Origin of the sequence: Pseudoalteromonas sp. BSi20652 (assembly GCF_000239855.1) — a bacterium.
In the GTDB taxonomy this organism is placed as follows: domain Bacteria; phylum Pseudomonadota; class Gammaproteobacteria; order Enterobacterales; family Alteromonadaceae; genus Pseudoalteromonas.
The window spans coordinates 1-15,102 of the sequence record NZ_BADT01000099.1; the positions used below are offsets into that span (position 1 = coordinate 1).

The window sequence follows — 15,102 nt, forward strand, 5'->3', positions numbered from 1 at the left end:
CTTTTACTAATTTTTTGTATATGCAGAACATAACTTTGGCCGTTGGCTTTGCTTGATACGGGTATTGAATGAAAGTGGCCAATGTCCTTTGCCTCAAATTTATATTCAGGGTTGTAAACCTCGCCCCTAGCTTCAGCTCGCTTTTTAGCGCGTTTTAACCGCCTTTGTTTTTCGCCAACAAATGCTTTGGCTACTGATTGGTTGCGAACAAAAATGGCTTCGCTTTGGCTTGCTGGTACTTCGAGTATTTTTGATAAGCCAAATAACTTATCATGAGCCATCATCTTAAAATAGCTTTGCTGAGATAGATTGATTAATTGCTCTTTATCTGTTGATACAAACGCTAATTCATTACCTATCGTTTGCTCATTCCATTTAGGAAAGCACACTCCAATATTACTTATTTCGCGTGAACTCATAAACCCATGTAGTATGCCGATACAACGTCCAGCTAGAAGGCTAACATCACAATTTTTAGGTAAATAAGTAATAGTAAAATAATAGCGTTTCAACCTTTACTCCTTTGGAACAAGCCACCTTTTATCAACACTGCCGCAATAAAGTGAACTGTATTTGATTTTTCATTTTGCTCTAAACCATGCTTTTCCATGTGCTTAATATGCAAAGCAATGCGCGGGAGTAATGAATAAAAGTCTGAATGGCTTTTAGGTGTTCTGTGTGCAACTAATATTTGCTTATCTGCTCCATACTCGTGAGTGCGTAAAGGTTTGTAACCTCCCTCATACCAATCATCAATAGTTTGAATGGCAGCCCCTACTTTTTGTGAATTCAAACTTGCTGCTTTTTTATCGCCCACTTGGGTGTACGCAAGTTGTTTAGATGACATGCCTTGTTCAACATTATCTACAAACTTTTGACTAGGATGGACTTCTTGACTAAATGCATTTTTAATTTTTGCGGTTATATCTAAATAACAATAATTTTGAGGATTGCTAAGCCCTTCTTGAATAGCTTCTGACAACGTTAATAATGCTGTTTGATTATTTTTCCAATTGCCCTGCCACTTTAGCTTTTGTGCACCTTCAACAATAATTGGGTCTGAATGTTCTGTGAGGATTTCAATATCAACATTTGGTGATTGGCGGTTGCGCCAAAGCCAGTTGCCCATCAGTATATTTTTAGCATAGCGAGTTGCCACTTCATTAAGGCCATTGTGCTTTTTATAGGTTTCAAAAAAACGTTTTAACCAATAAATAACTTTAGGATCATCACAAACATGAGGCTCATTACTATTAGCCTCAACTCTTAGCGAAAAACGGCAAAATAGCTCATTTACTGTTGGAGGCACGTAGCACACATCAATAGTTTGGGGGTTTCCAAACGCTAGATCTTGTGGCGCTAAATTTTTAGCCACATTTTGCTTTTGATACGCATCGCCAAACCCTGACTTTTGCCCAACTAATTTATTTTGCTCTATTTGCAGCGGTTCAAAATCAGACTCCATTGTTTTATAAAAAAACACCGCTTTACTGGGTGAGAGCGAACGCGTGTAACTTAAGTGCCGAGGTAATTGCATTATTCATACTCAAACTTAGACTTTTTCATAAGCATAGACTCTTTTTGAACATCCATAATCCAAAATGCGTCATGAAAGAACTGCTTAGCGCCCGCGTACTTTACTGATGTGTTACTAACACACTCTAACAACCCTATTATGGGCTCAGCATAACAATGGTATTCATGTAAGGCTGCATCTCGCTTTACGGGTTCTTCAAGTGCAGCAAAACCAATTGCAGCAGGTCTTAAATTAAAGTTACCGTTAAGGGCATCAATTAATTGTTCAAAGCTTTTAACTACTTTTTTTGAAGGATATAACCAACTGCCATTTGACGATTTTACCTTAAGGTTTTTAAACAGCTCACTCGGTTTAGTATGTACATGACACCAGTCTATATTTTGATATAACGAAGGTGGATGCATAGTCCCGCCTGCAAACGTAGATGGTAGTGCGGGCTTTATAAGCTGACTATTTAACTTATCTAACAGCTCAGTATTTGGTACCAAAAGCCTAAATACTAAATCGAGTGTTATGTCACATTTAGGTTTATCGATAATTCCTGATCTTATTACATGACTACGGCCAGCAACTTGTTTTAACTTACTTGGTTCAGGTAATGGTTTACCCGTATGTAGCTGATAGCTTTCAATGTAAATAGCACTGCCAATACACTTAATGGAAGGGTCTATAAAGTTTTTTAGCTTACGCTCAAAATTATGAGCAAGCCCATTTAAAGCAGTAAGTGACGGCATGCCTTGAATATACGGGTTAGCCATTGCCTCAGCATCAAACACTCGCATATCTTGGCAATATACATACACTATTTGCTCATCATTTAATGTTTCTTCTTCAGCTGTACAATGAGTAAACACATACTTTAACTGCGATTTAAACAGCCCCATTAAATTAGGATGATATGCAAAGCGTTTGAGCTTACTTAAATTACCAAGGCTCTCATTTAGTACGTTACTAAATTGGCTAATGCAGTTAGTAATACTCTGATCTAAGTAATGCTTTGCCCACTCAGGGTAAGCTTGCTCTTGAGCGTTATTTTTAGCTTCCAGAATGTTATCCAGCCATAACTGCAAGCTAACACGTACTTGCCTAATAGCCGCGACTCGCGCTAATCGCTTTTGCCTTAACGTATTAAACTGTTTAATACCAACCAATACCAAAAGCGCCTGTTGAAATTGACTGTTTAATAGCGCACGAATTTTAAATGTTTTCTCAATATAATTATTGGCTACTTTGGAGCGGTTAATAGCCTTAGAATATGTTTTAGGAAAGTAACGAAGCACTCTAATATTACCACCTACTGAGCTTGCTAAATCGCCAACATTGGCTGGTCTTGAGTGCTCAACTAAAGCAAAATTTAACTTACGTTCTGTTGTTAATTGCTGAATTTTAGCTAGCATTGCGTGACTTACTACAGGCGTAACCGCAAGGTAGCTTTGCTGAAACGGCATTTGTAATTGTGGTGAAAAAGGGCTTACTTCTAATGGGAGTTCTGCCACTGGCAACTGTTGTTTTATTTTAACCGCGATGTCTAAAACCGTCTTTTTAGTAAACCCATATGCTCTTATTAAATTAATCCAAACAAGCTCTTCAGTTATCAATAACTTTGCTAAACAAGTTACTTCGCCTTGCCAATTAAATGAGGTTAAAAATAACTTTGCATGATTAATTTCAGCACTGTTGTGCGACCATCCAAAACTTAAAGGTAATGACCGGCTACAAATACCCGTAATATCTTCACTTACAACTTTACTAATTAAACGTTGATGGCTTACTCGTATATCGGGGTATTTTAAATTATGAGTATGAAACCATTTAACTTCGTTAATACATTTACTCAGTAACACTTCATCACGTAATACACTTTTAGCGGTTCTTGTACTTGTTAAATCATCAATTTCACTTCGTTTATAAACTAGGTTAATGAGCACCGTCAGCGCTTGCTCTTCAAAGCCATCTACCGCAACATGAGGCGCGTATGGCGCAAACAACTTTCTAAGTGCTGTGGTTTTTTCTTTTAATGATTCAATTGCAAATGCATCTTGTAAGTTCATAAGTTACCACGGCGCTATAAATTGTTTTTTTGTTTGAGGCGTTTCAGCTGCGAATGCTTGTTGTAGCTCAATCACTTGGCGTAAATAAAATACATGGCTATCAGCTCTGAGCTGTTCGTGCTTTTTTTGTGGATAAGCACAGTTTAAAAAACCTTCTTGATGAAGCCTATAAACTTGCTCGGTAGTGGTGTTTAATAATACTGCGGTATCAAAAGTACAAAGCAGTAAGTCAGCAATATTTGGATGTTTAGCTTTAGGGTTACTATCAACTAATTCGACAAAGTAATTAATAATCTCATCAATTACTTTGTTTTTACGGTTACTTGTTGCAGCTATTTGACCATCACGAATTAAATCGCCATACACAGAGTTGAATTTAGTTTTATTAAAAGGGTTAAGTTGCTTAAGCCGCGCATTGTTTGTGAGTAAATCTAATTCAACGGTAAGGCTTTCAGGCCAAGTACTAAAGTAATCAACAAAAGTACGGTTAAAATCAGCATCGCTTACATCAAGTTGCTTAACCTTCGCAAACCAAGATATTAACCCCACTATTTTATGGCTGTTACTACTTGCAAGCGCAGATGCAATTTTAAAGTCTGCATCGTTTAACTGCTCACTATTGGTTAGTTTACAACCACAATCACACTCTAAAAACGCCTCAGAAGCTCTGTAATCAATTAAGTTATGGCATTCTTTACAATGTGTAATTAATTGTGCTTTATGCTTATGGCACGCTTTATAGGGCTTTAAATGCCAATAAAAAGGAATATATGAAGATTCAGACAAGCATTCAATGCAAATAGGTATATTATCAGTGCGAAGTAGCTCAAGGGGAATAGTCAGTTCATTTCGGCTTACTGCTGCTAGGTTGCCAAATTTAAAGTTACTGCGACGCCAAGCAAGTGCCAGAATCTCACCAGCGTTAACATCTGCTAATTGAGCTACTAACTTAAGCGCTCTTATTCTAAAGCTGCTCGCTTGCCTAGCATGATAAACATCAACCTTACTAAGCTCTAACGGCAACGCACCTTCAAGATCATGATCTTGCTCTGCAAGCCATTGCCACAAAATATCAGCAAGCTCACTATAACCATCATATGAGTTATCCCTTGCAAGCCTCAACAAATAGCTTTCAAGCGCCTCATCTGAGTAAGGTTTTGTTTGAACTAAAAAATGCATCGCCAACCTAAACTAAGAAAATCTTAGTTTAGGTTTAGGCTATTTTTATCTAAAGATCAAAACTACTTTAATAGATTACTAAATTCTTCTTTTAAAACATCATTCATTAACTTCCCCAAGACTCTTTGCTTAGGATCATTAGCTATATTTTTTTGTAACTGTATACTAGAAAATTCTCTAGCCGCTGCTTCAACTTTAACATCTTTAATATTCAATAATTTTGCTACATTCTTCATCGCCATTTTATTATAGAAAATTGAATTATTTAGAGCATCACATATTTCTTCTCGATGAAGTTTATATTGTTCATTGATATTGAACTTTTCCACAGCTAACTTACTTTTTGAGCATGATTCTAAATTTTTCATTTCAATTGAAAAGTCACTGACCTCCAAATTACCATTAGATAATTTGATATAAAAGTCCTTATTTTTAGCAAGGGAAAAGGTAATATTTTTAGGAAGTTCATCCTCAAATGGGTGGAGGATTGTGTTTCCGTACTGCTTATCCAAAGTATCCATATCACCTTTCGAACTTGAATTGCAGCTAGAACATGAAGGTATTAAGTTATACATAGAAAGCGAAAAAAATGGATATTTTGACTGAGGGTAAAAATGGTCTAACTGGGGTCTTAATTTACCTGTTTTATTGTTTATAGTTAAGGTGAACTGTTTGTTACAATAACAACATGCTCTATTAGATAAATGATAAGCCAGTTGATATGCAGACCAATTTTCTGTTTTTACCGCGTTGATATCATCAATGAGTAAATTACGCTTTTGCGCTTGAGTACTAACAAAATATTTATAGTCAAAAATCTTGTGCATTCTTGAAATAACCTTAGCCACTTCAGTTTCAATTTCTTTTCCCGTACTCAAACTTCTACCACTAGTAAGCTTATAATTACTTTTAAAGTTGATAGTTTGATGTATCGAAGGGGTTATTTTATTTATCTGTAAGCAATCTTTGAAGAAGTTAGGGAGCTGTTCGTGTACTTTCCTTAAATCAGAAGGTTTTCCTATTAAAAAAGTGCGTAAACTCTTATCAATCACTGAGTCTTTAGTTGAACGGATCAATTGGCAATAGTATGCATTCTCAACTTCAAACATGAAATCAACTTTTTGCTCGCTTACTCTTTTTTTTATATGGTCCTTTCCCCAATCGAGATGGAATTGTTCAAGCTTGTAAGCTTTATCTAAATTCAATTTAAACAATATTTTTATCCTTTAAAAATTGAATTAAAGAATCTATATCACCAGCCTTTCTATACTGTTCAATATCATCTGACCAACGTTTCTCTGTTGAGGAGTATTTGATTAGCTCTGCTTCAAAATAACTTTTTAAAACTGAATCTGAAATTTGTTCAATTACAGCCTCAGCCTCTTCATAGGTTTTTATTAGCGATTGCTTTTTACCATGTGAGCTCTCGATATCATTCCTTTCAGTCGTAGAAAAGAATAATTGAAGCTCAGAAATTAAATTTTCAGCATGCTTGCCAACGGTTGCTTCCATAAAGAAACGATCCGATAGAAGCTCATGAATATTGCCTGCAAAGCTTTTTTTTCCATCTTTAGCACCGCTCATAATAATTGGCGTAGAACAATTCCCTTCCAAATTAAAATATTTTACATTTTCGTTTAAAGTATCAGAAAGAATAAATGGTGAATGTGTCGCAATAATTATTTGAGTTTTACTCAGACTAAAATAACAAAAATCCTGTATGAATCTTTGGAGGTATGAAATAACTTTCCTCTGCCACTCTGGATGAAATGATGTCTCAATTTCATCCAGTAATACTATCACCCCATCAGAATCAGCTTCAATACGTTTTGCGAATCTTAAATTTTCTAGACCAGAGAAAAGCCGTAGAATATTTAACTGACCAGAACTTAAGCCCTCCCATTTTGGTGCGAACCCACAATATAAGGAACCCTCTGGAATTATTTCCTTGTATAAACTCAACCTTCGAATAAATGATTGTAGTTGGGAGGAATTGTTAGATAAATGAAACCTAATATCCCAACTACCAGTTTCTTTATTTCTTGAAATTAGATCTCTGTTTTCTTTAAAAAAATGATTTATATCAATAAAGGCATCTTTTAACTCAACAATTTTCAGCTTATCTTGTCTTTTTTCTATTTGATCTGAAATAAAGAAGTAAAAGAAATAAATCCCCCCTTCCTTATTTCCGTACCATAATTCAGATAACTGACGAAGCGTGTCAAAAGCAAGCCAAAATACACCTTCACCAAGCTCAGATTTGAACTCATTTAGTTTTCTTAAAGCATTTTTGCTAACCTCTTCAACCGAGGTCGAATTTATAGGAGTGTTTTTTAAGTAACTCTGGATAACCCTAGGGTGGACTAACCTTTCCTGATTTTCTTTAGTAATTGAGAAAAAATTTAAATATATATTCTCTTTATTAAATTTAAGCTCATCATTTATTTCTGAATCAACTACTTCTTTAAGTAACTTCCAAGTTGAAAATGGCTTATAAGCATCAGAGGATAACAAAGTACTAGAGCGAATTTCATGCCTTCTTCTTGTATGGTGCTGCTCGCTCTTTGCAATACCATAAGGTAAATCTGGTAAAGTATTCGATGAGGCTCTTATCAAGCCTAAATTAAAGTCAGAGAGATTACCAAGTTCGGTGTCAATAGCGACGTCATGATTCAAAGGTAGATTTAAAAAACGGTTAACCTCTTCATTACTACTAAAATTAGGTGCGTATATCTCCAGATAGGTATTCCCACGTTTAAAGTTTTCAAAAACAGCAAAGTACTTACCTGGTAAATAGTCACATAAAATAGCATCGACAATTTCAAGAGCAGTAGATTTACCGGTTGCATTTTTACCAACAAAAACAACAATGTTTTGTAAGTTTTTAAACACAGCTGGGTAGTTCTGTTTCTTAGAAACTCTTAAACCAGAAAAGCGGTCAAATATTATGTCATAGTCATTAACAAGACATATACCTAAGTCTTTATGAATTTTATAACTTTCAATCCAAAAAAATAATAATCTTTTTCTACTTTCCATGTTACTCGTCCTTTAACTATTCAATTCTAGAAGCTCTTTGATTTTAGTTTTTTGCTCATCAGTAGCTTTGGAGTAGTCGAAAATAAATTTCGCCAGCTCATCACAATCACAGTAAAAGTAAGCTACTGGCACATCTAGCTCTTTAGCTATGCGTTTCATGGTTAAAAAATCAGGGGCATGTTTGCCTTTTTCGTATTGGTTCATGCGAGCACTAGCCGTGTTTGGCTCCATGCCTAATGCCATACCTAGCTGTTGCTGAGTAAGGCCAGCTGCTTTTCTTGCAGATTTTAGGCGTGAAGGTGTTGGAGTTTCCATGTGAACCTTAGCTATAAATTATATCCTGCTAAGATTCTCTTAGTATCTAACCTATAAGTGTACTAAGGATGTTTTAGTTTTTAAATATACACTTAATTAGTAATGTCTTAAACTATAAATATTTATGAGTTAAAAGGGATTTTATGCTTGTTTTTGCTAGCGATGCTTCGGGTAAGATTGTTTCAATAAATAATGTCAAAAATGGTAAAGCATGTAATTGCTTTTGTATCGCATGTAATGACCCTCTAATTGCACGCAATGGCGGCACTATAAATGCTCATTCATTTGCTCATACAACAAAAGAAGAGTCTAGAACATGCTTAATGACCGCTTTGCATCGGTACGCTCAAGAATATTTTTTAACGGCTAAAACAATAAACCTTCCAGAAATTACTATATATCATCGAGGTTACAGTAAAACTGAACCTAGTAGAAAAGCCTTAATTAACTCTGCAAAACTTGAATATAGCATTCATAACAAATACATCGCCGATGTGAAGTTAAAAACTGATGTCGGTGATTTATTAATTGAAATTAAGGTAACATCGCCTTGCTCAGCAGAGAAAATTAACTTTTATCGTGAAGAAAAGCTCGCTTCCTTAGAGTATGATTTATCAGTTTATATTGATTCGGATTATGCTGATGTAAATTGCGCTCTTAAGCATAATGATGATACGTCTAATTGGTTATTTGGTTGGTGTGAGGATCAATTAAGAAAAGAGATTAATCAAAAAGTTGAACTCAACCAAATAGAAATGAATAAAAAAATTCGACAACAAATTGAAGAGTCAAGAAAACAAGCTCTACGTAAATTTGATAACTTAAAAAAGCGACAACGATTAAAAATACCCAGCCACAACATTGGATTTAACCATAATATCAATGGTAAAAATTACGATTTATCTGCCCAAGTAGTAAAAAGTAAAAGTATACATTTTAAAGAAGTTTTACTTGAAGCAGAGCATGAACATTTTTTACTATTGAAATGCGTAGCTCTTAATAACTCTAATCAAGAACGAGTGTTAAATGTTGCCCTTTTATTTCAACATGATACCCCCAATATCCTCAAAAAAGACTCAGGCCAAATCATCGTAGGTCGAATAAAAAAATCAAAACGATTTAAGTTCGAATGGCTTAACTTTACACCACCAGACTCGGCTTTAGAAAGAGCCAAATTTATAGCAATTGCTGAAAAAGAAGAACAACTAATAAAGTATAAGTTTATAGAGCACGTAACAAACTATGCTGACGTTTATGCATTAGAACAAGATAGATATTTTTCAAATGATTACCCAAAATGGAAAACCTGGCTTGCTTCACAAAGCGATATGGCTTCCAACGAAAATTTTAATGTTAAAAAACCCAAGTATCCGGCTTTATTAAAAACAAATAATACACACCCTCAACTTTGGATGTTTGATCGCTGGTATATATTAATATTTAGTAAGTTAGCCGAGTTTATTGACAGCTATCCAATCAATACCCCCATAGATACAAAATACATATTTGAGCTACTAAAAAACGAATTTCCACTTTCCCATAATTACAATCTCTTTGTCGAGCAAGCAGAGAAAATGAATGTTTCAGGTAAATTAGAGCACTTACTAAAGCCTGAAAGCATTATAAATACTTCCTTATCATTTTTTGAGGAAAAGTTGGCAGTAGTAAAAGAATCCAATTATTTTGTACGCAAGTACGATTTGAAAATACAAATGCTACCTGCAAAAAATTAGCTATATGAAAATGCTTTGTGGATATTTAAATTTATAGGCTTAAAACCTACCACTTGCTAATTAGCTGGCTATTTTGCACAATGATTTAGTACTTCTTATGAAATGAATAGAAACAGGGATGCTATGAAGATCATTGAAAAAATTAAGCTATTTAACTTTAAGAGATTCTCAAATTTTGAAGTTCAATTTACTGAAGAAATTAATTTATTAATAGGCGATAATGAAGCTGGAAAAAGTAGTCTACTCACAGCTATTGAGCTTGTTTTAAGTGGTAGTAAATCCAAAATCGACTCAATAGGGATTGATAACTTATTTAATAAGCAAATTATCAATGAATTTTTAGTTTCAGATAAAAGCATTGCAAACCTTCCCACGTTACGTGTAGAGCTATACTTAAATGAACAAAATAATCCTCACTTAAATGGCAAAGTTAATTCTGAAGGTGTTGCTTGCGACGGGCTGGTTTTAACATGTGAGCCAAATGAAGAGTTAACACATGAAATATCAGAAGTTTTAGCTCAAGAAGAAAGTAACTTCCCTTATGAATATTACGTTGTTAATTTTGCAACTTTTTCAGGCCAAGCATATTCGGGCTATCGAAAATTCTTAAAATTTCTAGCATTAGATAGCTCACAGATAAACAATGACTATGCAACCAAAGAATATATAAAAGCAGTATATGACAACTTTGTCGAGCAAACAGCGAGAATAAAGTTGAAAAATGAGTACCGCCAACAAAAAGTAGCTTTTAAAGAAACAAACCTTAAGTCAATTAATGACAAACTTGATGAATACCAGTTTTCGATTAGATCTAGTACTAAATCAAACCTAGAGACAGATCTAAATATTGTTGAAGATGACGTTCCCATCGAAAATAAAGGAAAAGGCAGACAATGCTTTATCAAAACAGAGTTTGCATTAAGAGAGCATGATGCAGATAAACCACTAGACGTATTACTGTTAGAAGAGCCAGAAAACCATCTTAGTCATACGAATATGAAAAGGTTGGTCCATAGAATATCAGAGTCACATGCTAAACAAATTTTTGTTGCTACTCATAATAGCTTAATAAGTACGAGATTAAATTTACGTAACTCAATACTCCTCAATAGTTCTTCTCCTGAGCCTCTTACAATGAGGGACTTGCCAGAAGATACAGCTAAATTTTTTATGAAAGCACCTGATAATAATGTTTTAGAATTCATACTATCTGCGAAAGTCATATTAGTAGAGGGCGATGCTGAATACATTCTTTTGGACTCATTTTATTCATTGGTAACAGGCTCTTCATTAGAAGCTGATGACATTCATGTTATCTCAGTTGGTGGTACAAGTTTTAAAAGGTATTTAGACATAGCAAAAGTTTTGGGAATAAGAACCGCTGTGATACGTGACAATGATGGCGACTATCAAACGAATTGTATTGATAGTTATCTCGGCTATGTGGCAGATAACATTGGTGTTTTTTATGATGCTGTTAATACCAGCAGTACATTTGAGATCTGCCTTTACGACTTAAATCGAGAAGTTTGTGATGAGCTTTGGCTCGCTGATCGAAAAACACTGTCAGTACAAGAGTATATGCTGAAAAATAAAGCTGACTGTGCATTTGAATTACTAGATAAAAAAGCAGACCAAATTATAATACCTGACTATATAGAAAGAGCTTTCCAATGGATAAACGAGTAGTTTTTGCTGTCGCTGGCTCAGGTAAAACAAGCCACATAATAAATGGGTTAGAGAGTGACTCCAAAACTCTGATACTCACTTATACAGATAACAATTTATCGAACCTGAAGCATAGGATATTGGAAAAGTTTGGTGAAATTCCTTCCGGAATTAAAGTGTATTCATATTTTCAATTCATATATTCATTTTGTTTTAGGCCTCTATATGGTCACGAGCTAAAAACTAAAGGTATCAATTGGCATGTCCCTCCATTTAATACCTTAAAGATGAAACGGAATGATCCTAGGTTCTATATCGATAGCCATAGTAGATTGTACTCCAATCGCATTGCAAAACTAATAGAACAGCTTAGTATCAATGATGAAGTTATCAAGCGCATAGAAAAGTATTTTCATAGTATTTGCGTTGATGAAGTCCAAGATTTTGCAGGGCACGATTTCAACTTTTTATTAAGCATTTTTCCAGCAAATATAAACCAATTATTTGTTGGGGACTTTTATCAGCATACATTTGATACCTCTAGGGATGGAAACGTTAATAAGTCGCTCCATGATTGCTATGACAAATATAAAGCAAAATTTGCTAAAGTTGGTTACGTAGTCGATGAAGAGTTACTTTCTAAGAGCCACCGTTGTAGCCCTATAGTGTGTAGTTTTGTTAGTGAAAATCTATCTATACACATCGATTCTCATCGAAGTGACCAGACCAAAATTGAGTTTATTGAATGTAAAAATCAAGCTATCGAAATAATGAGTTGCCCAGACACTGCTAAACTTTTTTACCAAGATAGTAGAAAATATAAGGGATACACAGAAAATTGGGGAGCTACTAAAGGGCTAGATTGTTTCGAAAATATTTGCATCATTTTGAATCCAACAACACTAAAATTGTTTGAAAATGGGAAGCTTGAAGAGTTAAAACCTCAGACCAAGAACAAGCTTTATGTCGCATGTACTAGGGCTAAGCATAATATTTATTTTATTCCTGAAAAACTTATTAAGTATATGAAAAATTAGTATCCAAATAACTATGAGTTCTGTAAGTCATCACTTCACTTCCTCAACAACTGACTAATCGGCATTCGGTCAGTAAACTTAGTCGCTATAAACGGGTCTTCGTCTTGGGCGCTTTCAGGTTTGTATAGTGAATAGCGCTCGACTTCGCTGGCTGTAATTTCTGAAACCGGCAAGGTAAATAGGTTTGGTACATCAGGAAACAGTACTTCAAATGCTTTTACCAAGTGTTTAGTCGTGATGGTTTTTGCGTTATCCACTAAAGCGTAGAGTACTGCATCATCTAAAAAGTATTTGAGTGTTCTAAAACAGCCTTTTGATAATGAGAACAAAGCAAATACTGTAGCTTGATCACTTAAGTTTGGCTTTTCGGTAAATGGCATTCGGTTGGCTAGGCCAATTATTAGTTGTACAAAATGCTTTGGATTTTCTGACAATTTAAAATAAGGCAGCTGCCGCCTTACTAATAAACGCGATGACCACTGCGGTTCGTCTGCTATTTTTGCTGCCCATGGCATACCTACCAATACAATTGATACACCCGCTTCGTCGTTAATGTATTTTAATCGATTGGCAATCTCGCGGCGCTTTTTACCTTGGTTGTGTTCAATCAGCTCTTGAAACTCATCAATAATTATAAGCTCAGTGCCACATGTTTTTAGGCATTTTATTAATGATGTCGTTAACCGAGTACCGTTTATTCGCAATTTCCGCTCTGTGCTACCTACTTGCCCTAAGTCTTTAAGAAGCTCGGCTAAAGTAGATTCTAGTGTAGGGTTACTAGGTATGCGGCTTACTAATACGGGGTGATTCATCACTCCATTAATAAATTGCGGTAAGTGACGTTCTTTATACTGTTTTATTAGTGCTGTTTTACCTGTGCCTGTATCGCCATTTAAAAGCATGCAGGGCTTTTCGCCCGCTAACCCTTTACCAAGTCTTAATCTGTCGAAGTCATTAAATACCGTGCTTATTATTGGGTATTCAATAAATACATCGCGAAATTCATTTAGCTTTTCTTTTTGTTTGTCGGTCAGCATAATTAAAATCCATCTAGATCCGAAATAAAGTCATCCCAGCTATCAGCTGGCTGCACTTTAGGTGTAACCTTTTTGGCCTCTACAGGTTTGCTCTGCGTGATTGATTTTTGTGAGTCACTATTTACATTTTGATGCTTAGCTAATGCTTTACCCCCTTTTACTTTTGAGTGTTTTGGCGCATTTTTTAAACCTTCAAACTCGCTTTGAATTTTGTTATGAATAAACATACGCGCTTTTGCTAAGCCTACATTATCGATAGAGCCCGAAATAAAATCGCGATGAATGCGTATATTTATTTTATGCTGATTCAAACTTAAATTTTGGGTGTAACCGTTTGGATCTATGCATGGCACTTTTATGTAATGCTCTAGCTTATCAAGGTAAACATATATATAAGAGATATCATCGGGGTTTAATTTAATTAAAACTTCTTGAGATACTTTGTGGCTAAACTGCTTTCTATAGTTTGCTAGTTCAGTACTGTCGTAGCTTAAATTTTCTAGCCTTATTCCACCTTTACGAAGCACCCTATGATTTGAAATACTGAGCACAACATCCAGTTGTTGAAGGTCATCATTACTCAGCACTGTTGGTGGTAACGTATTAAAGCCTTGATCCCATTGTTGGCTTGGTATGTACTTAAAGCGGCTGTCGGCATCTTGATGGAAAACGTCTACTACCCATTTATGAAATAACTGCATAAAGGTCGTAAAGCGCATGATTGCATCTTTTTTGGGATTGTATTCATGCTTTTGTAAAATGTTAGAAAAGGTTTTACCAGGAACAGGGTCTAATAATTCAGTGTTAATTGTGCCAAACATACGTTCTACAAAGGGTTTTAACCAAGGCTTTGCGACAGGGTTATATTGAGTATTAATGCCTATTTCTTCACAAGCAAGTTCAAGGCTGTTACTCCAAAATTCAGCGCCATTATCAACAATGAGTGTTTCAATTTTGCCAGCACACTTCCACTCATTAATCGTATCGGGGTATAGTTTTGCCACTTCATTTTTAGGTTTCATGGCATTTAGCATTGCTCGCCTCACTGCATCATAGCTAGGCTCACTGAAGCTAAAGTAATAGCCAACAATACAATGGCTATACACATCGACTAACATGGTGAGTGTTGGCCGTCCAAGTGGAATATGCAGCTCATCATCTAATAAAATAAGATCCAGCGGTGTATGGTCAATTTCAACTTTTTCGAGTACTCGGGTAGGCCGTGTATGCCCTTCTACTTTATTAAAAGCAATATCAGCAAGGCGCTTACCATAACGAGCAATCATTACTTCGTATTGCGGTAAGTTATCTATTCTGTTTTTAAACGCTTTGTATGTTAAAGGCTTTAAAACACTGCCCACAACACTGTCGTTTTCAATAATAACTAAATCTGCATAATACTTATAAGCAGAAGCCACTGATGGCTTTTCTTTTACTAAGTAACGCTCAAGTGCTTTTTCAAAAAACTTATCGGTTGCTGTATCGTGCTCCCTGTTACCTTTTTTT

12 protein-coding genes are annotated in these 15,102 nt (G+C 35.2%); 3 read left to right on the plus strand and 9 right to left on the minus strand.

All coding sequences use genetic code 11. From position 1 onward, the window contains the following. From cas6f to P20652_RS09870, 7 genes are all read right to left on the minus strand, one after another. Positions 1-512 (minus strand): type I-F CRISPR-associated endoribonuclease Cas6/Csy4 (cas6f, locus tag P20652_RS18015; RefSeq protein WP_033017434.1); only part of this gene is annotated, 512 nt, incomplete at its 3' end. After that, positions 509-1,537: a type I-F CRISPR-associated protein Csy3 gene (csy3, locus tag P20652_RS09895; protein WP_008168508.1), complete on the minus strand. Its 1,029-nt coding sequence runs from the start codon at positions 1,535-1,537 to the stop codon at positions 509-511. The genes csy3 and cas6f, both read right to left, overlap by 4 nt. After that, positions 1,537-3,588 carry a type I-F CRISPR-associated protein Csy2 gene (locus P20652_RS09890; protein WP_008168509.1) on the minus strand — a complete coding sequence of 684 codons (2,052 nt, stop codon included), beginning with the start codon at positions 3,586-3,588 and terminating at the stop codon, positions 1,537-1,539. Before P20652_RS09890 ends, csy3 begins: the two co-directional genes overlap by 1 nt. A gap of 3 nt (positions 3,589-3,591) precedes the next feature. Beyond that, positions 3,592-4,767: a TniQ family protein gene (locus P20652_RS09885; RefSeq protein ID WP_008168511.1), complete on the minus strand. Its 1,176-nt coding sequence runs from the start codon at positions 4,765-4,767 to the stop codon at positions 3,592-3,594. A 62-nt stretch (positions 4,768-4,829) separates the two neighbouring features. After that, a complete protein-coding gene (locus P20652_RS09880; protein WP_008168513.1) occupies positions 4,830-5,981 on the minus strand; it encodes a hypothetical protein in 1,152 nt (383 codons plus the stop codon). After that, on the minus strand, positions 5,974-7,806 hold the full coding sequence (locus P20652_RS09875; protein WP_008168514.1) for an AAA family ATPase: 1,833 nt from the start codon (positions 7,804-7,806) through the stop codon (positions 5,974-5,976). Before P20652_RS09875 ends, P20652_RS09880 begins: the two co-directional genes overlap by 8 nt. Positions 7,807-7,818: 12 nt before the next feature. Then, positions 7,819-8,121, minus strand: a complete 303-nt coding sequence (locus tag P20652_RS09870; protein ID WP_008168516.1) for a helix-turn-helix domain-containing protein — start codon at positions 8,119-8,121, stop codon at positions 7,819-7,821. Positions 8,122-8,264: 143 nt separating this feature from the next. Here P20652_RS09870 and P20652_RS09865 point away from each other — a divergent pair, with 143 nt between their 5' ends. From P20652_RS09865 to P20652_RS09855, 3 genes are all read left to right on the plus strand, one after another. Beyond that, complete coding sequence (locus P20652_RS09865; RefSeq protein ID WP_008168519.1) at positions 8,265-9,854, plus strand: hypothetical protein; 1,590 nt, start codon at positions 8,265-8,267, stop codon at positions 9,852-9,854. A gap of 123 nt (positions 9,855-9,977) precedes the next feature. Further along, entirely contained in the window at positions 9,978-11,543 is a 1,566-nt protein-coding gene (locus P20652_RS09860) for an ATP-dependent endonuclease (RefSeq protein WP_008168521.1), read from the plus strand. Next, on the plus strand, positions 11,528-12,559 hold the full coding sequence (locus P20652_RS09855; RefSeq protein WP_008168522.1) for a hypothetical protein: 1,032 nt from the start codon (positions 11,528-11,530) through the stop codon (positions 12,557-12,559). The genes P20652_RS09860 and P20652_RS09855 overlap by 16 nt, the downstream gene beginning before the upstream one ends. Before the next feature lie 35 nt (positions 12,560-12,594). Here P20652_RS09855 and P20652_RS09850 read toward each other — a convergent pair whose 3' ends face one another. Both P20652_RS09850 and P20652_RS18020 read right to left on the minus strand, forming a co-directional pair. Continuing rightward, positions 12,595-13,596 (minus strand): TniB family NTP-binding protein, encoded by a 1,002-nt coding sequence (locus tag P20652_RS09850; RefSeq protein WP_008168525.1) that lies wholly within the window; start codon positions 13,594-13,596, stop codon positions 12,595-12,597. Between the two features lie 2 nt (positions 13,597-13,598). Beyond that, on the minus strand, positions 13,599-15,102 hold a 1,504-nt coding region (locus P20652_RS18020; RefSeq protein WP_033017433.1), incomplete at its 5' end, for a Mu transposase C-terminal domain-containing protein.

Bases quoted from the DNA above. Each gene is read 5' to 3' on its own strand.
- csy3 (WP_008168508.1), bottom strand. From the start codon at position 1,537: ATGCAATTACCTCGGCACTTAAGTTACACGCGTTCGCTCTCACCCAGT.
- P20652_RS09890 (WP_008168509.1), bottom strand. From the start codon at position 3,588: ATGAACTTACAAGATGCATTTGCAATTGAATCATTAAAAGAAAAAACC.
- P20652_RS09885 (WP_008168511.1), bottom strand. From the start codon at position 4,767: ATGCATTTTTTAGTTCAAACAAAACCTTACTCAGATGAGGCGCTTGAA.
- P20652_RS09875 (WP_008168514.1), bottom strand. From the start codon at position 7,806: ATGGAAAGTAGAAAAAGATTATTATTTTTTTGGATTGAAAGTTATAAA.
- P20652_RS09870 (WP_008168516.1), bottom strand. From the start codon at position 8,121: ATGGAAACTCCAACACCTTCACGCCTAAAATCTGCAAGAAAAGCAGCT.
- P20652_RS09865 (WP_008168519.1), top strand. From the start codon at position 8,265: ATGCTTGTTTTTGCTAGCGATGCTTCGGGTAAGATTGTTTCAATAAAT.
- P20652_RS09860 (WP_008168521.1), top strand. From the start codon at position 9,978: ATGAAGATCATTGAAAAAATTAAGCTATTTAACTTTAAGAGATTCTCA.
- P20652_RS09855 (WP_008168522.1), top strand. From the start codon at position 11,528: ATGGATAAACGAGTAGTTTTTGCTGTCGCTGGCTCAGGTAAAACAAGC.
- P20652_RS09850 (WP_008168525.1), bottom strand. From the start codon at position 13,596: ATGCTGACCGACAAACAAAAAGAAAAGCTAAATGAATTTCGCGATGTA.